This window comes from Lysobacter claricitrinus (assembly GCF_045866565.1).
Lineage (GTDB): Bacteria > Pseudomonadota > Gammaproteobacteria > Xanthomonadales > Xanthomonadaceae > Cognatilysobacter > Cognatilysobacter claricitrinus.
In genome coordinates this window covers 778399-797057 of sequence record NZ_BAAFZV010000001.1, presented here as the reverse complement: position 1 = coordinate 797057, position 18659 = coordinate 778399, and the positions used below count along the sequence as shown (strand labels likewise).

Below are 18659 nucleotides of genomic sequence, written 5' to 3'. Positions count from 1 at the left end.
GCGTCGGCAACGTGCCGGCGATACGTGGTGAAAGCAGCCGTAAACGAGGACGGGCCGACCCGAAGGCCGGCCCGTCATGGCGTGCCGCGCGCCGGATCAGCCGGAGATCGCGAGGCGCTCCTGCTGGTAACGACGCACCGCGGCGAACCACAGCAGCAGCGCAAGGCCGAACCCTGACGCGAGGTAGACCGCCCACACCTGCGGATCGATCGCTTCGCCGCGCACGATCTTGAGCAGCAACTGGTTCTGCGCGAGGAACGGCACTGCGAACTGCCACAGCTGCGTCTTGATCGGGTTGGCGATCAGCACGATCGACGGCAGCATCGGCAGCAACATCAACCACGTCATGTGGCTCTGCGCTTCCTTCATGCTCTTCGCCGACGCAGCGAGGAACGTCAGCAGCGACGTGCCGATCAACAGCATCGGCAGCAGCGTGAACAGCATCTTCGCGATGGCGAGGAAGCTCACGTCCAGCATGCGCGCCGTGGTCGCCAGTTGTGCGCTGATCTTGAAGGAAAGCAGCGTGAGCAGCAGCGACAGCAGGCCCAGCGCGCACGCCGCCGCGATCTTGCCGGTAACGATCCCGCCGCGACGTGCGGGCGTTGCCAGCAGCGGTTCCAGCGACTGGCGTTCGCGTTCGCCGGCGGTGGCGTCGAGGATCAGGTAGGCGCCGCCGAGGAACGAGCCGATGATCAGCAGGTACGGCAGCATGAAGGACAGCACGAGGCCGCGTTTGGCCTGTTCGCTGGCGACGTCGCGACTGCCGACGTTCACCGCGCGCGTCACCGACGGGTCCACGCCGCGCGCCAGCAGGCGCAGCGCACCCATCTGGTCGCGATAGCCTTCCAGCGCCGAACGCACGCGCGCCATCGGGATCTCCGCATTGCGACGCGTGCTGTCGGCGACGATCTCGACCACCGCCGGCTTGCCGGCGCGCCAGTCCTTCGCGTAGTCCGCGTCGATACGCAGGCCGACGTCCTCGTCCTGGCGCGCGACCGCGCCGTCGAGATCCTTCGGCGCCTTCTTCGCCTGGATGCCCTGCGTGGCGAGGAACGCGATCAGGTTCGGCGCGCGTTCCATGCCTTCGACCGGCAGCACCAGCGTGCGATCGAGTTCGGTCTTGGCGCGCTTCTCGGCGATCGAGCCGGTGCCGATGATGATCAGCGGATACAGCAGCGGGCCGAGCAGCAGCGCGATCGCGAGCGTGCGGCGGTCACGCGAGATATCGCGCAACTCCTTGCGCATCACCGACCACACGGTGGAGAGAAGTCCGGTCTTCATGCGTGCAGTCCTTCGTCGGAGCCGATCGCCTTGACGAAGGCGTCCTCGAGGTTGGTTTCACCGAACCGCGCGCGCAGCTCGTCCGGCGTACCGCTGGCGACGACCTGTCCCTTCGCGATGATCACGATGCGATCGCAGAGCGCGGCGACCTCCTGCATGATGTGGCTGGAGAAGATCACGCAGCGGCCTTCCGCTTTGAGCTGCTGCAGGAAGGCGCGCATCGCGCGCGTGGTCATGACGTCGAGGCCATTGGTCGGCTCGTCGAGGATCACGTTCTTCGGGTCGTGCACCAGTGCGCGTGCGATCGCGGTCTTGGTGCGCTGGCCCTGGCTGAAGCCTTCGGTCTGCCGGTCGAGGATGTCCTCCATCTGCAGCGCACGCGACAGCATCTGCGTGCGTTCGGCGATCTGCGCCGTCGACATGCCGTGCAGCTCGCCGAAGTAGGCGATGTTCTCGCGCGCGGTCAGGCGCTTGTAGACGCCGCGTGCGTCGGGAAGAACGCCCAGCGCGCGACGCACGGTCAGCGGCTCCTTCGCCGCGTCGATGCCGTCCACCATCACTTCGCCGCTGTCGGGACGCATCAGCGTGTAGAGCATGCGCAGCGTGGTGGTCTTGCCGGCACCATTGGGGCCGAGCAGGCCGGTGATCTGGCCGTCGCGCGCGTCGAACTCGACGCCGTCGACGGCCTTCACCACGCCGGCCTTGGTCTTGAAAGCTTTATGCAGATTGCGTGCGGTAATCATGACCGGCTCACGGCTCCCATCCGTTGAAGCTGGTGAACGGCGGCACGGGCGCGACCGTCTCCAGGCATTTCGTGTCGAGCGCTTTCGTGTTCGCGGTTTCGATGAACTTGCCGATGAGCTTGGGCATGCAACCCGTGCCCATCACGTTGTGGCCTTGGCCTTTCAGCACGACGGCCTTCGAGTTCGGCAACCCCTTGGCGACGCGCTCGGCATATTCGGGCGGCGTCACCGGATCGAGTTCGCCCGACATCAGCAACACCGGCACGTTGCCGGTCAGCGGCTTGGCGAAATCGGCCGGGCGCGTGCCATGCGGCCATGTGCGGCAGGCGGCGAAGAACGTCTTCGCCATGTCGGTACCGAGTGCGGTGGTGGCGTCGTTCGGATCCTCGACGTAGCGATCCGCATCCTCCGCACAGATCACCGACCACTGCATGCCGCGATTCATGCTGCCCGCCATCGACTCGCCACCGAGCGAGGCCAGCGCCATCAGCGGGCCGTAGCGTTCGTGCACGGCTTCGTCGACCACCACCGGCAACAGCGCGGCGGCCTGCGGTACGTACGAGAACAGCTGCGTCAGGCCGACGACCGTCTGCGACGTGAGCTTGTCGTGCTTGGACTCGCCGGTCGCGGGGTCGCGGTATTCGACATCGACCGGCGCGTTGGCGAGGCGCTGCTTGAGCGTCGCCAGCTGCGCGCGCAGGTCCTGCGGATAGCGCTTGCTGCACACGGGATCGCTCGCGCAGGCCTTGGCACGCAGGGTGAGCGTGCGTTCGAACGTGCGCGCGAACTCGCCACCGGCGACCACGTCGTTCGGCAGCACGCCATCGAGCACCACCGCGCGGGTCTGCTGCGGATGGCGCATCGCGTACTGCTGCGCCATGCGCGTGCCGTACGACACGCCGACAAGGTCGATCTTTTCCGCACCGATCGCCTTGCGCACGGTGTCGAGATCCTCGACCGCCACGGTCGTGGTGAAGAAGCGCGGATCGTTCTTGAGCGCCGCCGCGCATTTGCCGGCGTATTCGCCGATCGCGGTGTCGTCCTCGCGATCCTTGTATTCGTCGCGCAGTTCCTTCGGGCAATCGAGCGGTGCCGACTGCCCGGTGCCGCGCTGGTCGACGAGGAACACGTTGCGCGTTTTCAGCACTTCATGCAGCGCGGTCGACACCGGCGCCGCGTATTCGGTCGCCGCCTGGCCGGGGCCGCCGGCGAGGAAGAACACCGGATCAGCGGCCACATCGGCGTTGTCACCGGGACGCAGCCAGGCGATGCGCAGGTTCACCTTGCGACCGTTCGGCTTCGCCGGATCTTCCGGCACGGCGAGCGTGCCGCACATGCCGTCGAGCGTCTGCGCGGCGAGCGCGCTCGACAGCGCGCAGGGTTCGAATTCGATTCGGCCGACGGTCCGCTTGGCGGACTCGGCTTCGGGCTTGGCAGCGGGCCCGTGCGGGGCGGCGCTGCAGCCGGCGAGCACGACGGCGACAGCCGTCGCAAGGATGCGGGTGCGGGACATGGATTCCTTCCAGTGAGTCGGGCGGACAGCGGCGATCACGCCGACGGCGGGCCGAGGCGGGTGCGGCGGAACATCGAGATGAAGACGGCCGGGAACAGGACGGTGGCGAACACCGGGCGGTCGGCGCCGATGGCGAGCGCGGCGCAGGCGATCGCGACGAGCGCGAGCACGATGCGGCGGTCATGCAACAGGTTCATGCGAGGTCTCCAGGAATGAAGATGGATTCGATCGGTTCGCGGAACAGCCGCGCGATGCGGAACGCGAGCGGCAGGCTCGGGTCGTACTTGCCGGTTTCGATGGCATTGATCGTCTGCCGCGACACCGCGAGCCGCTCGGCGAGTTCGCCCTGCGACCAGCCCTGCGTCTCGCGCAATTCCCGCACCCGGCTTTCCATGGCTTACGCGAACCTGCGCGCGATCACGACCTTGGCGAGGCCGTAGACCAGACAGATCAGCGGGAACACCCAGATCATCGCGGCGCTGGACGGGATGTCGATCACCTTCGCCGACTGCAGCAGCCCCGCGGCGAAGTAGCCCAGCGACACCAGCGCGGTCGCCATGCTCACCGCCTCGATCTCGATGCGGCGCTGCAATTCGTCGGTGTCGCGGATGTAGCGGATCACCGCGCGCATCGTCAGCGCGACGAACGGAACCGGCGCCAGCGCGACCACCGCGCGCAGCGCCGGATCGCTGATCGTCTTCAGCAGCCACACCGACCCCATCAGGGTGACGACGTAGCCGACCATCGGCGGCGTGAACTCGCGCACGTAGCGCTTGCGCAGTGCCGGCGTGCTGGCGTCGCAGGGGTCCGGCATGCGCGAGCGCAGCACGCCCGCGAAGCACATGGCGGCGCCGATACCGAACAGCAGGCCGCGGAAGAAATCGGGCACGCGGTCGGCGAGCAACAGTTCGAAGACCGTGGCGACGGCGAGCACCAGCACGCCGGTGACGATGAGAGTACGGGGCGAAAAACGGGTCATGACGGCCTGTCAAACAAACTTGACAGGCACGTTAGGACCGCCCCGCAGGCGTGTCAAGCGTGCTTTACACGGCTGCCGACGAGTGGTCGGGCCTGCAGAACGGCCATTCCTGCCCGGAGCTCACGGACTTCTCGCGACGGATGACGGACGCGGCGCCCGCGCCGGTCGGTGCCATGCGCTTCGCGGGCCGGCATCCGGCCGCGTCGCTGGACGCGTCACTTCGAACTGACGTACTTCTCGCGACGCACGTGCGGCACCGGCAGGCCGAACCCCTTCAGCGCGTCGAAGCAGGTGTCGACCATGTTCGGGTTGCCGCAGAGATAGGCGATGTCGCCATCGGCGTTCGGCGCGAACTCGCCGAGGAACTGCTGCACATAGCCATGTCGCACGTCGGCGTGCGCATGCGGCGAACCGGCGGCGGGCAGCTCGCGCGAGAAGCAGGGAACGAAGCGGAAGTTCGACGCATGCTTCGTGGCGAACGCCCGGAACTCGTCGCCGTACAGAAGTTCTTCCGGCGTGCGCGCGCCGAACAGCAGCACGACCTCGATGCCGCGCGTGCCGATCAGCCGCTCGATCTCCGGCAGCATCGCGCGGTACGGGGTGACGCCGGTGCCGGTCGCGATCAGCAGGTAGCGACGATTCGCATCGGCCGGCATCAGGCAGAAGCGCCCGAACGGCCCGCTCGCGCTCACCGTGCCGCCGATCTCCAGCCCTTCGAACAGCGCGGTCGCCGCGCCGCCGGGCACGTAGCTCACCGCGATCTCCACCGCTTCGCCGGGGCCGATCGCGTGGTCGTGGATCGTCGCCAGCGAATAGCTGCGCTTGGTCGCGGTGCCGTCCGCGTACTCGAAATGCACCTGGATGAACTGGCCGGGGATGAAGTCCAGCGGCTGACCATCGCCACGCACGAACGAGTAATGCCCGACGCTGGGCGCGAGCATGCGGCGCGAGACGAGTTGGAGCGGAAACTGGACGATGGCCAAGGCGTTCGAATCCTGACGGGCCACGCACATCGCGCGACGGCGCGGCCGCTGGAACACTGCAGCGCGCGGGGCGCATGCACGGGCTGCCTATACTAGCGGGATCGCCGTTCGAAGCCCTGACATGGCCGCAGCCGTTCCCACTCCCGCGCTGTCCGTGCGCGACCTGCGCAAGACCTACGACAACCGCGTCGAGGCGCTCAAGGGTGTCTCCCTCGACGTCATGCCCGGCGATTTCTTCGCGCTGCTCGGCCCCAACGGCGCAGGCAAGTCGACGCTGATCGGCATCGTCAGCTCGCTGGTTAACCTGACTTCCGGCGCCGTCGACGTGTTCGGCATCGACCTCACGCGCGACCGCGCGGCGGCGATGCGGCAGATCGGGCTGGTGCCGCAGGAAATCAACTTCAACATGTTCGAGAAGCCGATCGACATCCTCGTGAACTACGCCGGTTTCTACGGCGTGCCGCGCGAGGACGCGCTCAAGCGCGCCGAAGTCGAACTGCGCCGCTCGCAGCTGTGGGAGAAGGCGAACGTCATGAGCCGCACGCTGTCGGGCGGCATGAAGCGTCGCCTGATGATCGCCCGCGCCATGATGACGCAGCCGCGCCTGCTGATCCTCGACGAACCCACCGCCGGCGTCGACATCGAGATCCGCCGCGGCATGTGGAAGACGCTGAAGGACATCAACGCGTCCGGCACCACCATAATCCTCACCACGCACTACCTCGAGGAAGCCGAGAGCCTGTGCCGCAACGTCGCGATCATCGACCGCGGCAACATCGTCGCGCAGGGTTCGATGAAGTCGCTGCTGGCCAAGCTCGACGTCGAAGGCTTCGTGCTCGACATCGACGGCACGCTGCCGGCGGCGCTGCCGCAGGTCGAGGGCACCGAGATGACCGCCACCGACGACCACACGCTCGACATCGACATGCCGCGCGCCATGGACCTCAACCGCGTGTTCGCCACGCTCGACGCCGCCGGCATCCGGGTGCGTTCGATGCGCACCAAGTCCAACCGCCTCGAAGAGCTGTTCGTGCGACTGACCGGCGAGAACGCCGGCACCGCCGCGGTCTGACGCTTCGAACGCCGACGCTTACACGGAACCCCGATGTCCACATCTTCCGCAATCGTCCAGACGCCGCGCGCCGGCCACCTCATCGCGCTCGGCACCATCGTGCGCCGCGAGGTACACCGCATCCTGCGCATCTGGGGCCAAACGCTGGTGCCGCCGGCGATCACGATGACGCTGTACTTCCTGATCTTCGGCGGCCTGATCGGCTCGCGCGTGGGCCAGATGGACGGCATCAAGTACATGGACTTCATCGTGCCGGGCCTGGTGATGATGTCGATCATCCAGAACAGCTACGGCAACATCAGCTCGAGTTTCTTCGGCGCCAAGTTCGGCCGGCACGTCGAAGAGCTGCTGGTCAGCCCGATGCCGAACTGGGTGATCCTGACCGGTTACGTCGCCGGCGCCGTGCTGCGCGGGCTGATGGTCGGCGCGATCGTGCTGATCATCGCGATGTTCTTCACCCACGTGCGCGTGCCGCATCCGCTGGTGACGTTCACCACCGTGCTGCTGGGCGCGACGATCTTCGCGCTCGCCGGTTTCGTCAACGCGGTGTACGCGAAGAAGTTCGACGACATCGCGATCGTGCCCACCTTCATCCTCACGCCGCTCACGTATCTGGGCGGCGTGTTCTATTCGGTGAAGTTGCTGCCGACGTGGGCGGAAGCGGCGACGCATCTCAACCCGATCTTCTACATGGTGAACGCGTTCCGTTACGGCCTGCTCGACCGCAGCGACGTACCGCTCGCCGTCGCCTACGGGTTGATGCTTGCGTTCGTCGCCGCGCTCGCCGCGCTCGCGCTGTGGTTGCTCAAGCGCGGCGTCGGCCTGCGCAGCTAGACTGTGACCTCCGGCCCATTGCGGCCGGAACCCACGCGGTCCACAGTCCGCGCCACCAACGTCCGGGGAGGGACAGGGATGGCCAAGCTCGTCGATATTTTTCTGCAGCCGTCGAAGGTGTTCGCCGCTGAACGCGAACGCCCGACGTTCCTGGTGCCCTGGCTGGTGCTCGCCGCGCTGACCGTCGTGTTCACGCTCGCGTATTTCTCGCGCGTCGATGCGTCCTGGTATCTCGACCACATGTTCGACGCCAAGCGCGCGACGATGACCGCCAAGGAAATCGCGCAGGCCAAGTCGATGATGCCGGGCGCCCAGAAGATGGGCATCTTCGGCGCCATCACCGGGCCGATCGCGGTCGCGCTGATCTTCGCCGTGATCGGTCTGTACTACTGGCTGGCATCGAAGGTCACCGGTGCGGCGCTCGGCTACAAGCACGGCGTCAGCCTGGTCGCGTGGTCGGCGATGCCGGGTGCACTCGGTACGCTGGTCGGCCTGGTCGGCGCAATGACGATGTCGCCGCAGACCGCGATCGAATCGCTGATGCTCACCCACGTCGACCCGCTGATGGTCGACAGCACCGGCTCGCACTGGCACCGCCTCGCGCAGGGTTTCGACCTGCTGTCGCTGTGGTGCATGTTCCTCGCGGCGCTCGGCTGGCGCACGTTCACCGGCGCGTCGTGGGCCAAGTCGCTGCTGGTCGTCGTGCTGCCGTACCTCGTCGTCTACGCCGTGATGGCGCTGATTCCCGGCTGAGATCTCGATGAGTCCGACTACCAAGAAGGGGCTGGCCGCAGGGCTGGTCGTGGCGGTCCTCGTGCTGCCGTTCGCTTTGCGACGCCTGCACGGCGAGCACGGCACGCCGGTGCAGGTGCAGCCGCTCGCCGCGCGTGCGGTGCGGCCGACCATCCTCGCCTCGGGCACGCTCGCCTACGGCACCGAGGTGAACCTGACCGCCGAAGTCGTCGCGAAGGTCGAGCGCATCCTCGTTGCCGAAGGTGACGTGGTGCAGAAGGGCCAGCTGCTGATGACGCTGGATCCCAAGACGTATCGCAATGCGATCGACCGCAGCTCGGCCGGTCGCCGCGAAGGCCAGATCGACATCGAACGCCAGCGCGCGACGCTCAAGCTGCGCGAAGCGCAGTACGCGCGCAGCCAGAAACTGGCCGCGCAGCAACTGATCGATCGCAACAAGCTGGAGGAAGATCGCCTCGCGCTCGAGCAGGCGCGCGCGCAGCTCGCGACCAGCAGCGAAAGCCTGCACCAGGCGCAGGCCGTGCTCGGCGACGCCTACGACCAGCTCGCCAAGACCGAGATCCGCGCGCCCATGAGCGGCCGCATCGTCGAGCTGCCGATCAAGGTCGGCGAAACCGCGATCCCGTCGACGAACGCGCTCGCCGGCGCGAAGCTGATGAAGATCGCCGACGTCTCCGCACTCACCGCGGAGCTCAAGGTCGACGAAGCCGACATCGGCCAGGTGTCGATCGGCCAGGCCGTCGACGTGTATCCCGCCGCGTATCCGGACATCGCGCTGCACGGACGCGTCGAGAAGATCGCGCTGGCGCCGACCATCGAAGGCCAGGCGCGCGCCTACAAGGTGACGGTGACGCTGGATCCGCCGACCGGCCTGAACCTGCGCTCGGGCATGAGCGCGCGCGCCGACGTCTACCTCGGCGACGGCCGCCCGCAGCTCGCGGTGCCGGTCGAAGCGGTGATGGACGACGGCGACGAGACCGCGGCCGCCGAAGTCGACGACGACAAGGCGCCCAGGCACGAGGCCGCGAAGGCGGTGGTCGCCAAGACATTCGTGTGGGTCGCGCGCGACGGCCGTGCGCGCAAGCTGCCGGTGAAGACGGGTGTCGCCGATGACCGCTGGCAGGCGATCGCGTCGGGGCTGAAGTCGGGCGATCGCGTGATCATCGGCCCGGCGAAGACGCTGCGCATGCTGCACGACGGCGACGCGGTGGTCGAGAAGAGCGCGAAGGAGCTCGAGGACACGAAGGACGGCGAGGCCGCCAAGTGATCGAGCTGGCCGGCATCGTGAAGCGCTACACGATGGGCGAGGAAACGGTGCACGCCTTGCGCGGCGTCGACCTGTCGATCGGCCGCAACGAATACGTTGCGCTGACCGGGCCGTCCGGTTCCGGCAAGTCCACGCTGATGAACCTGCTCGGCTGCCTCGATTCGCCGAGCGAAGGGCATTACGTGCTCAACGGTCGCGACGTCGCCGGCATGGACGACGACGAACTCGCGCGCGTGCGCAACCGCGAAATCGGTTTCGTGTTCCAGAGTTTCCACCTGCTGCCGCGGCAGAGCGTGCTGCAGAACGTGATGCAACCGCTGGTGTATCGCGGCATGCCGCGCGCCGAACGCGTGCGCCGCGCCACGGATGCATTGACGAAAGTCGGGCTCGGCAATCGCCTCGACCACCGTCCCAACCAGCTGTCGGGTGGCCAGCGCCAGCGCGTCGCGGTCGCGCGCGCGCTCGTGGGTGAACCGTCGTTGCTGCTCGCCGACGAACCCACCGGCAACCTCGACTCGCAGACCTCCGCCGAAATCATGGCGCTGTTTGATGCATTGCACGCTCAGGGCCAGACAGTGGTGGTGGTGACGCACGAACCCGACATCGCCGCGCACTGCCATCGCGTGCTGCGCGTGCACGATGGCCTCATCGTCGACGACGTGCGCAATCCGCCGCGCGCGGCCCGGGTGCACTGATGCAGGCCCTGTTCGAAGCGTTCCGCGCCGCGCTGGCCAGCCTGTCCGCGCATCGCATGCGCAGCTTCCTGACCACGCTCGGCATCCTGATCGGCACCGCCAGCGTGATCGCGGTGGTGTCGCTGGTGCAGGGCCTGTCGGAATCGATCAAGGGCCAGTTCGCCGACATCGGCGGCACCACGCTCAGCGTCGACGCGGTCAACGACAACGACAACTTCCGCAGCGGCAAGATCAACACGCTGACCGCGCGCGACATCGACGCGCTGCGCCGCCGCGTGGTCGGCGTCGGCGAAGTCGCGCCCATCCTCGTGGTGCCGGCCGCGCCTGCGAGCTGGCACGGCCGCAGCAGCAATCCGCAGGTGCTCGGCACCAGCAGCGAATTCCAGCAGGTGCGCGCGCGCTATCCGCAGGTCGGGCGCTTCCTGGTGCCCGCGGATGACGCCGGCCATCGGCACGTCGCGGTGATCGGCGCCAAGCTGCGCGAGGACCTGCACCTGCCGAGGAACCCGGTCGGCGAGTACATCAAGCTCGGCGGCGACTGGTTCAAGGTCGTCGGCATGATGGAGCCCAAGGGCGAAGTGTTCGGCTTCAGCCAGGACGACTACGTGGCGATTCCGTTCGACGTCGCGCGCGCGATGACCGGCAATTCCTCCGAGCCGATGATCAGCGCGTCGTTCACCGCGCAGCGCATGGAAGAACTCGATGCCGTGCGCGAACGCGCGCGGCGCGCATTGCGCGCGAGCCGCGGCCTCAAGCCCGGCGTCGACGACGACTTCAAGGTGCAGGCCGCCGATTCGTTCAAGCAGCAGTTCGAGAAGATCACCGGCACCGCGACCGCCGTGCTCGGCGGCATCGTCGGCATTTCGCTGCTGGTCGGCGGCATCGGCATCATGAACATCATGCTGGTGTCGGTGACCGAGCGGACGCGCGAGATCGGCATCCTCAAAGCGCTCGGCGCAACGCGTCGCGACATCCTCGTGCAGTTCCTGCTCGAAGCCGCATTGCTCGCGCTGCTCGGTGGCGTGGTCGGCATCGTGCTCGGCTTCGGCGCCGGTGCCGGCATCGCGGCGCTGATCCCGAACTTCCCGCCGGCCAGCGTGCCGCTGTGGGTGGTGCTGGTCGCCGCAGGGTTCTCGGCGCTGGTCGGCGTGGTGTTCGGCCTGATGCCGGCGTCGAAGGCGGCCGGTCTCGATCCGATCGAAGCGCTGCGTTACGAATGATGCCGTGACGGCGGGTTCAGAATGCGTCGCTAGAATCCGGCGCATTCCACTGCAGGACGCGCCGACATGCTCCGTACCTTCCTCGCCACTGCGCTTCTCGTCGCCGCCACCGCGGCGTCGGCCGCACCGACGATGACCGCGTCGGACGTCATCCATGCCAGCGCCGCCGGCGCGATCGCCGCCGCGACCTGCGGCCCGGGCACTGCCGACGAGCACCGTCGCAATGCGCGCGAAGGCGCGAAGCAGATGCTCAGCGCGCGCCACATGCTGCCCAAGGATTTCGACGCCAGGTTCGCCAACGCGTACGCCGCCGAGTCCAAGCGGGTCAACGCGATGACCAAGGGCGAGCGCAAGACGATGTGCATGCAGCTGGACGCACAGGGCGTGCACTTCGGCGCCAAGAAGCCCGCGCACCACTGAGCCACGTCGCGCGCCTTGTGCGCGCGCAGGGCGATCGCGAAAATCCCGGTACGGGCGTGGGGACGCCCGCTCACCAGGGGAATCCGATGTCGTTGAAATGGTTACTGCCCGGCCTGCTGGCCGTGGCGCCGCTCGCCCATGCGCAGGACGCCGACGAGGCGCAGGCGAAGCAGAAGGTGCAGGCCTTCGTGAACTCGCTCCATTACCAGGATGGCAACGTCGCGCTCGGCGACGCCAAGGCGCACGTCGATCTCGGCTCGGACTTCCGCTATCTCGCCCACGACGACGCACGCCGTGTGCTCGAAGAGCTGTGGGGGAATCCGCCGGACGACGAGATCGTCGGCCTGGTCGTGCCGCGCACGCCGTCGCTGGCCGAGGCGGGGTCGTGGGCAGTGGTGGTCACGCAGTCGCACGACGGACACGTCAGCGACGACGACGCAGCGAAGATCGACTACACCGATCTGCTCGCCGACATGAAGAAGGGCACGGACGAAGCCAACGACGAGCGCAAGAAGGCCGGCTTCGGCGCGCTGCACATCGTCGGCTGGGCGGTGCCGCCCCATTACGACGCCGCGTCGAAGAAGCTGTACTGGGCGAAGGAAGTCGACTTCGAAGGCGAGTCGTCGCACACGCTCAACTACGACATCCGCGTGCTCGGACGCGATGGCTACCTCAGCTTCAACGCCGTCTCCGCGATCGACGACCTGCCCAAGGTCCGCGCCGGCATGGAGCAGCTGGTGCCGCAGGTGAGCTTCGACAGCGGCGCGCGCTACGCCGACTTCGACAAGAGCACCGACAAGGTGGCCGCGTACGGCCTCGCCGCACTCGTCGCCGGTGGCATCGCCGCCAAGACCGGCCTCTTCGCCAAGCTCGGCCTGTTGCTGCTCGGCCTGAAGAAACTGCTGATCCCGCTGTTCCTGGCGGTCGCCGCCGGCTTCCGCAAGGTGACGGGCCTGTTCCGCCGCCAGAAGGGCGTCGTGTCGTAACCCGCGTCGTCAGTCGATGGAAAAACGCCCACCGGAAACGGTGGGCGTTTTCGTTTCGGCGTTCGCAAACAACGCAAAGGCGTGGACGACGCCATTGCGCGGAGATCAAACAGCGACGTCCGCACGCAAGGCCAATCGTGAGACCGGAAGCGCGGCGACCACGGATGGTCGCCCTCAAGACCCGAGCTAGGACGGCGAGTGTGCCCATCGCGGTGACGCTTCACGATCGCAGGCTATAGATCCGATCGGGGAAGGTGCCTTCTTTTGCTTAGGTCTTCTGTGCACCAGCGAAGAAAAGTAACTCGGTCGCGCGTCAGCGCACTAAACGCAGCCGCTTCACGGCATCACACCGAAGCATCCACGGGCGTCGTTTTGCGATGCAGCTTCGCCCGCATCCACCCACCCAGATCATCCACCACCGTATACGCCGCCGGAATCACGACCAGCGACAACAACGTCGACGTGATCAACCCGCCGATCACGGCCACCGCCATCGGCCGGCGGAAACTGGAATCCCCCGACAACCCCAGCGCGATCGGCAACATGCCGGCACCCATCGCGATCGTCGTCATCAGCACCGGCCGCGCGCGTTTCCGGCAGGCGTCGACCAGCGCGTCGTGCTGCGTCATGCCCTGCCCGTCTTCCGCCATCACCGCGTAGTCGACCAGCAGGATCGAGTTCTTGGTCGCGATGCCGATCAGCATCAGCAGGCCGATCAGCGCGGGCAGCGACAGCAGGTTGTGGGTCAGCAGCAGCGCACCGAACGCGCCGCCCGCGCACAGCGGCACCGCGGTGAGGATGGTCAGCGGTTGCAGCGCGTGGTTGAACAGCAGCAACAGCACCATGTAGATGCAGGCGATGCCGGCGATCATCGCGACCACGAAGCCGGTGAACAGTTCGACGAACACCTCGGCATCGCCGGTGTTGATGAAGCTCAGGCCCGGCGGCGGATTCTTCACCGTGCCCAGCTGCTGCACTTCCTTCATGACGTCGCCGAGCGGGCGTCCGTTGAGTTCGGCGGTGAACGTGACGTTGCGCTGGCGCTGGTAGCGCGAGATCACCGACGGCCCGCTGCCCGGCGAAATATCGGCGACCGCCGCGAGCGGCACCGGTCCGTTGCGGCCGGGAACGCGCAACTGTCCGATCAGTGCGGGGTCGTGCAACGTGTCTTCGGAAAAGCCGACGCGTATCGGAACCTGCCGCTCCGGCAGGTTGAGTTTCGCGAGGCGCTGCGTGTAGTCGCCGCTGGTCGCGATGCGCGCGGCCTCGGCGATGTCGGCAGTCGAGACGCCGAGATCGGCCGCGCGTTGCGGATCCGGACGGATCTCGATTTCCGGACGCAGCAGGGACGCCGACGAACTGATGCTGCCGAGGCCCTTGATCGTGTGCAGTTCGCGTTCGAGCGTGATCGACGCGTCCTGCAGGCGCTGCGGATCGTCGCCGGCCAGTACCAGCATCAGGTTTTCGCCGGGTTCGTTCGAGATGTACGACAGCCGCACGCCGGGCAGGTCGCCGAGCTGCGTGCGCACCGCGCGTTCGAGCTGCTTCTGGTCGCGGTCGCGATCGCGCGCATTGCCCCAGTCGAGCACAAGCGTGGCCTTGCGCGGCTCGCCGACGCCGGTCTTGTTGGGGTCGCCGACGTCGAGCACGCTGCCGACCGTCGTGTACACCTGCTTGAGTTCCGAAATGGCGCGCAACTTCGCGCGTGCCTGTTCGGCGATGCGCGTGGTGTCGTCCAACCGCGTGCCCGGCGGCAGTTCCAGCTGCAGGTTGCTGCGGCCGATATCGGTGAATGGAATGAAGGTCGTCGGAATCAGCGGCACCAGCGCGAGCGACGCTACGAAGAACAGCGTCGAGATGCCCAGCGTGATCCAGCGATGGCGCAGCGCGGCGTCGACCAGGCCGAGGTAGCGCCGCATCAGCGGCCCTTCCTTTTCCTCGTCGCCATGCGATTTCAACTGGTAGGCCGCGATCATCGGCGTCAGCAGGCGTGCGACGAGCAGCGAGAACAGCACCGCCGTCGCCGCGGTCCAGCCGAATTCGCGGAAGAATTTGCCGGCGATGCCGGGCATGAACGCGACCGGCACGAACACCGCGGCGAGCGTGAACGACGTCGCGATCACCGCGATGCCGATCTCGTCCGCGGCTTCTCGCGCGGCTTCCAGCGGGGTCTTGCCCATGCGCAGGTGGCGCACGATGTTCTCGATCTCGACGATCGCGTCGTCGACGAGGATGCCGACCACCACGCTCAATGCCAGCAGCGTGATCATGTTGAGCGAGAAGCCGAACCAGTACATCACCGCGAACGTCGGCACGATCGACAGCGGCAGTGCGAGCGCGGAGATCCACGTCGCGCGGAAATCGCGCAGGAACAACCAGACCACGAGCAGCGCGAGCAGCGCGCCCTCGACCAGCATCTCCATCGACGAGTGATAGGAGCGCTCGGTTTCGCCCACCGTCGAGGTGACCAGCTGGAAACGCATGCCGGGGTTCTTTTTCGCCAGCGTGTCGAGCGCGGCCTTTACGCCGCCGGCGACGTCGAGTTCGCTCGAGCCGCGCGTGCGCGACACCGAGAAGGCGACCACCGGTTTGCCGTCGAGCAATGCGACCTGCGTCGGGTCGGCGGTCGAATCGCTGATGCGCGCGAGCGTGCCGAGCCGCACCGCGCGGCCGTCAGGCAACGTGATCGCGAAGTTGTCGAGATCGCGTGCGGTCGTTACCGTCGCGATCGTGCGCAGCACCTGCTGGCCGCCGCCGACTTCGGACTTGCCGCTGGGCCGCTCGACCTGCGACCGCGCGAGCTGCGCATTGACCGCGCCGGCGGTCGTGCCAAAGGCCTGCAGTGCATCCGGGTCTAGGTCGATGCGCACCATGCGGTCGACGCCACCCTGTCGCGCCACCTGCGCCACGCCGGGTACGCCGAACAGCGTGCGGGTGACATCGCGATCGACGAACCACGACAGCTCGTCGACGCCCATGCGGTCCGACACCACCGCATACGTCATCAGCGCGCCACCGATCGTGACCTTGGTGACCAGCGGTTCCTGCACGTCCTGCGGAAGATCCGCGCGGATGCGGCTGACCGCCGCGCGCGTGTCGTCGAGCGCGCCGGCGAGGTCGGTTTCCAGCTGGAATTCGATCGCGGTGGTGCTCACGCCTTCGGTCACCGTCGAGGTGACGCGCTTGACGCCGGTGAGCGTGGCGACCTGGTCCTCGACCTTGCGCGTGACTTCGGTTTCCAGCTGGCTCGGCGACGCGCCGGGCTGGCTGATCGTCACCACCACCATCGGAAACGAGACGTCGGGAAAGCGCGCGACCGGCAACTTCCAGAAACCCCATAGGCCCGCGACGCACAGCACAAAGAAGATCATCAGCGCCGGCAACGGCCGGCGGATCGCCCAGGCCGAGACGTTGATCATCGCGACGCGCCCGCCGTCGTCGCTGTCGCTGCGGTCGCCGGCACCACGCGCACGTGGTCGCCGTCGCCGAGGAAGCCCGCGCCCTGGTCGACCACCTGCGCGCCGGGCGCAACGCCATCGAGAATCTCGACGACACCGTTCGTGGTGGTGCCGGTGCGCACGCGCACGCGATGCGCGACACCGTTGGCGTCGACCGTGAACACGTAGGGATTGCCGTCGCGTTCGACCACCGTCGTCGCAGGCACCACCAGCGCCCTGGCATTGCCTACGAGCATGCGGCCCGGCAGGTAGGCGCCGGTGCGCAGGCCGTCGGGGTCGGGCAGGTCGACATACACCGTGCCGGTGCGCGTCGACGGATCGACGCCCGGTGGCACAGCGCGCACCTCGCCCTCGACGTCGCGGCCGTCCGGCGCGCGCACGATCACCGCGTCGCCGACGTTGACCGCGGCGAGTTCGGCATCGGCGAGGTCGGGGCGCCATTCGAGGCGGCCGTCGCGGATCAGCCCGATCAACTCGGTGCCGGCGGCGACGATCTGTCCCGGCTGCACCGCACGCTTGCTGACGATGCCGTCGTCGGGCGCGCGCAGTTCGGCATAGCTCCGGCGCAGCCTCGCGGCGTCGAGCGACGCACGCACTGTGGCCGCGCGTGCATTGGCCTGGTCGCGCGCGGCGCGCAGTTCGTCCACCTGCCCGGCCGAAATGTATTTCTGCGCGAGCAGCGGTTCGGCGCGACGCAGGTTGGCCTGCGCCAGCGCGGTCGCCGCCTGCGCTTCGCGATAGCTCGCCTCGGCCTGCTCGAGTTCGCTCTGCAGCGCGCGCGCGTCGAGATCCAGCAGCACCTGCCCGCGATGCACGAAATCACCCACGTCGACATACAGGCCGGTGACGCGCAGCCCGCTCAGTTCGACGCCGAGCTGCATCTCCTCGCGTGCGGCGACGGGGCCGGACACGCGCACTTCGCGCGGAATCTCCTGTTCGCGCGCAGCAACGACGGTGACCGCCATCGCCGGCGTCGCTTCCGCGGCCTTGCCGGCGTCGTCCTTCTTTCCGCAGCCGGCGAGCGCGAGGGCGGTGACGGCGAAAATCGCCCAGCGGAGGCGTGTGGTCATGCGCGTGTGGTCGGAATCAGGCCCAAGGCCGAGGCCGCCAAGGATACGGGCGGGTATGTGCAGGCGGCAGTGCGGACCTGCCGGGCGCGACGGATCAACCGCTGCGGTATTCGATCAGGTCCCACAACGTGCCGTAGAGGTCGCGGAACACCGCCACGGTGCCGTAATCGTGCACCGCGGGGGCGCGCACGAATTCGACGCCGGCGTCGACGAAGCGACGGTAGTCGCGCGCGAAGTCGTCGGTCTGCAGGAACAGCGCGACGCGGCCGCCGGTGGCGTCGCCGATGCGCGCGGCCTGCTCGTCGGTGGACGCACGCGCGAGCAGCAGCGACGTGCCGGTGGATCCCGGCGGCGCGATCACCACCCAGCGCTTGTCCTGCTCCGGGCGGTAGGTGTCCTCGACCAGTTCGAAGCCCAGCCGGCCGACATAGAACGCGATGGCCTCGTCGTAGTCGCGAACCACCAGCGTGACGTGGGCGATCGACTGGCGCATCTGCGTCAGGCGATCGGCAGGCGGAAGAAATCGCGCGCCGTGGCGGTCGTCATCGCCGCGGCCGTGGCCACGTCCTCGCCGCGATCGCGCGCCAGTTCCTCGACGATGTGCGCGAGAAACGCCGGTTCGTTGCGGCGATCCTTCGGCATCGGCTTCAACGTGCGTGGCAGCAGGTACGGCGCATCGGTCTCGATCATCATCCGGTTCGCCGGCAGGTGCGGCACGATCTCGCGCAGGTGCTGGCCGCGACGTTCGTCGCACAGCCAGCCGGTGATGCCGATGTGCCAGTCACGATCGAGGTAGGCGAATGCTTCCTCACGCGTGCCGGTGAAGCAGTGCACCACCGCCGGGCCGAGCCGGCCTTCGAAGTTCTTCATGATCGCGATGAAGTCGTCGTGCGCGTCGCGCTGGTGCAGGAACAGTGGCTTGCCGGTGTCGACCGCCGTCTGCAACTGCATCTCGAATGCACGACGCTGCGCCGGGCGCGGCGAGAAATCGCGGAAATAGTCGAGGCCGCATTCGCCGACCGCGACGACTTCGTCATGCGCGAGCAGGGCGCGCATTTCGGCGTCGCATTCGGCGGTGTACTCGACCGCGTGGTGCGGGTGCACGCCCGCCGTCGCGAACAACACGCCCGGATACCTGCGCGCCAGCTCCAGCGCCATCGGCGAATGTTCGCGGCTGGCGCCGGTCACCACCATCTGCGCGACGCCGGCGTCGCGCGCGCGTTCGATCACGGCGTCGCGGTCGCGATCGAACGAGTCGTGGGTCAGGTTGGCGCCGATGTCGATGAGCTGCACGGGAGGCCGATCGCGGAAAACAGGCCGCGATTCTAGCGACCCACCGCGCACGGGCTGCGAGAATGACCCACCGCCCGCGCGCCGCCGATCAC

General features: G+C 67.8%; 19 protein-coding genes. 8 read left to right on the top strand and 11 right to left on the bottom strand.

From position 1 onward, the window contains the following. Positions 1–96: 96 nt before the first annotated feature. From ACKTTN_RS03420 to ACKTTN_RS03390, 7 genes are all read right to left on the bottom strand, one after another. On the bottom strand, positions 97–1281 hold the full coding sequence (locus ACKTTN_RS03420) for an ABC transporter permease (RefSeq protein ID WP_407908469.1): 1185 nt from the start codon (positions 1279–1281) through the stop codon (positions 97–99). Further along, entirely contained in the window at positions 1278–2024 is a 747-nt protein-coding gene (locus tag ACKTTN_RS03415; RefSeq protein ID WP_407908468.1) for an ABC transporter ATP-binding protein, read from the bottom strand. Before ACKTTN_RS03415 ends, ACKTTN_RS03420 begins: the two co-directional genes overlap by 4 nt. Positions 2025–2031: 7 nt before the next feature. Further along, positions 2032–3537, bottom strand: coding sequence for an alpha/beta fold hydrolase (locus tag ACKTTN_RS03410; protein ID WP_407908467.1), 1506 nt, complete (start codon positions 3535–3537; stop codon positions 2032–2034). 35 nt (positions 3538–3572) lie between these two features. Beyond that, positions 3573–3734 carry a hypothetical protein gene (locus ACKTTN_RS03405; RefSeq protein ID WP_407908466.1) on the bottom strand — a complete coding sequence of 54 codons (162 nt, stop codon included), beginning with the start codon at positions 3732–3734 and terminating at the stop codon, positions 3573–3575. Beyond that, entirely contained in the window at positions 3731–3931 is a 201-nt protein-coding gene (locus ACKTTN_RS03400; RefSeq protein WP_027083673.1) for a helix-turn-helix transcriptional regulator, read from the bottom strand. The genes ACKTTN_RS03405 and ACKTTN_RS03400 overlap by 4 nt, the downstream gene beginning before the upstream one ends. A 3-nt stretch (positions 3932–3934) precedes the next feature. Further along, positions 3935–4516: a hypothetical protein gene (locus ACKTTN_RS03395; RefSeq protein ID WP_407908465.1), complete on the bottom strand. Its 582-nt coding sequence runs from the start codon at positions 4514–4516 to the stop codon at positions 3935–3937. 215 nt (positions 4517–4731) lie between these two features. Then, complete coding sequence (locus ACKTTN_RS03390; RefSeq protein ID WP_407908464.1) at positions 4732–5529, bottom strand: ferredoxin--NADP reductase; 798 nt, start codon at positions 5527–5529, stop codon at positions 4732–4734. Positions 5530–5620: 91 nt separating this feature from the next. Between ACKTTN_RS03390 and ACKTTN_RS03385 the strand changes: the two genes are divergently transcribed. The 8 genes from ACKTTN_RS03385 to ACKTTN_RS03350 all read left to right on the top strand — a co-directional run bounded on the left by ACKTTN_RS03385 (position 5621) and on the right by ACKTTN_RS03350 (position 12746). Continuing rightward, complete coding sequence (locus ACKTTN_RS03385) at positions 5621–6571, top strand: ABC transporter ATP-binding protein (RefSeq protein ID WP_407908463.1); 951 nt, start codon at positions 5621–5623, stop codon at positions 6569–6571. Between the two features lie 33 nt (positions 6572–6604). Beyond that, positions 6605–7405 (top strand): ABC transporter permease, encoded by an 801-nt coding sequence (locus ACKTTN_RS03380; protein WP_407908462.1) that lies wholly within the window; start codon positions 6605–6607, stop codon positions 7403–7405. Positions 7406–7483: 78 nt separating this feature from the next. Continuing rightward, positions 7484–8158 carry a YIP1 family protein gene (locus ACKTTN_RS03375; protein WP_407908461.1) on the top strand — a complete coding sequence of 225 codons (675 nt, stop codon included), beginning with the start codon at positions 7484–7486 and terminating at the stop codon, positions 8156–8158. A 7-nt stretch (positions 8159–8165) separates the two neighbouring features. Beyond that, positions 8166–9425: an efflux RND transporter periplasmic adaptor subunit gene (locus tag ACKTTN_RS03370; RefSeq protein WP_407908460.1), complete on the top strand. Its 1260-nt coding sequence runs from the start codon at positions 8166–8168 to the stop codon at positions 9423–9425. Then, complete coding sequence (locus ACKTTN_RS03365) at positions 9422–10120, top strand: ABC transporter ATP-binding protein (RefSeq protein WP_407908459.1); 699 nt, start codon at positions 9422–9424, stop codon at positions 10118–10120. Before ACKTTN_RS03370 ends, ACKTTN_RS03365 begins: the two co-directional genes overlap by 4 nt. Continuing rightward, on the top strand, positions 10120–11340 hold the full coding sequence (locus ACKTTN_RS03360) for an ABC transporter permease (RefSeq protein WP_407908458.1): 1221 nt from the start codon (positions 10120–10122) through the stop codon (positions 11338–11340). The genes ACKTTN_RS03365 and ACKTTN_RS03360 overlap by 1 nt, the downstream gene beginning before the upstream one ends. A gap of 66 nt (positions 11341–11406) precedes the next feature. After that, positions 11407–11760, top strand: coding sequence for a hypothetical protein (locus ACKTTN_RS03355; RefSeq protein WP_407908457.1), 354 nt, complete (start codon positions 11407–11409; stop codon positions 11758–11760). Positions 11761–11846: 86 nt separating this feature from the next. Further along, complete coding sequence (locus tag ACKTTN_RS03350) at positions 11847–12746, top strand: DUF2167 domain-containing protein (protein ID WP_407908456.1); 900 nt, start codon at positions 11847–11849, stop codon at positions 12744–12746. 344 nt (positions 12747–13090) lie between these two features. Here ACKTTN_RS03350 and ACKTTN_RS03345 read toward each other — a convergent pair whose 3' ends face one another. The 4 genes from ACKTTN_RS03345 to ACKTTN_RS03330 form a co-directional block, all read right to left on the bottom strand. Continuing rightward, a complete protein-coding gene (locus ACKTTN_RS03345) occupies positions 13091–16165 on the bottom strand; it encodes an efflux RND transporter permease subunit (RefSeq protein WP_407908455.1) in 3075 nt (1024 codons plus the stop codon). After that, positions 16162–17274: an efflux RND transporter periplasmic adaptor subunit gene (locus ACKTTN_RS03340; RefSeq protein ID WP_407908454.1), complete on the bottom strand. Its 1113-nt coding sequence runs from the start codon at positions 17272–17274 to the stop codon at positions 16162–16164. Before ACKTTN_RS03340 ends, ACKTTN_RS03345 begins: the two co-directional genes overlap by 4 nt. 94 nt (positions 17275–17368) lie before the next feature. Continuing rightward, the gene (locus ACKTTN_RS03335; protein ID WP_407908453.1) at positions 17369–17767 is read right to left on the bottom strand and encodes a VOC family protein; all 399 of its coding nucleotides are present in this window, start codon (positions 17765–17767) and stop codon (positions 17369–17371) included. Positions 17768–17772: 5 nt separating this feature from the next. Continuing rightward, positions 17773–18567, bottom strand: coding sequence for a TatD family hydrolase (locus ACKTTN_RS03330; RefSeq protein ID WP_407908452.1), 795 nt, complete (start codon positions 18565–18567; stop codon positions 17773–17775). Between the last annotated feature and the right edge of the window lie 92 nt (positions 18568–18659).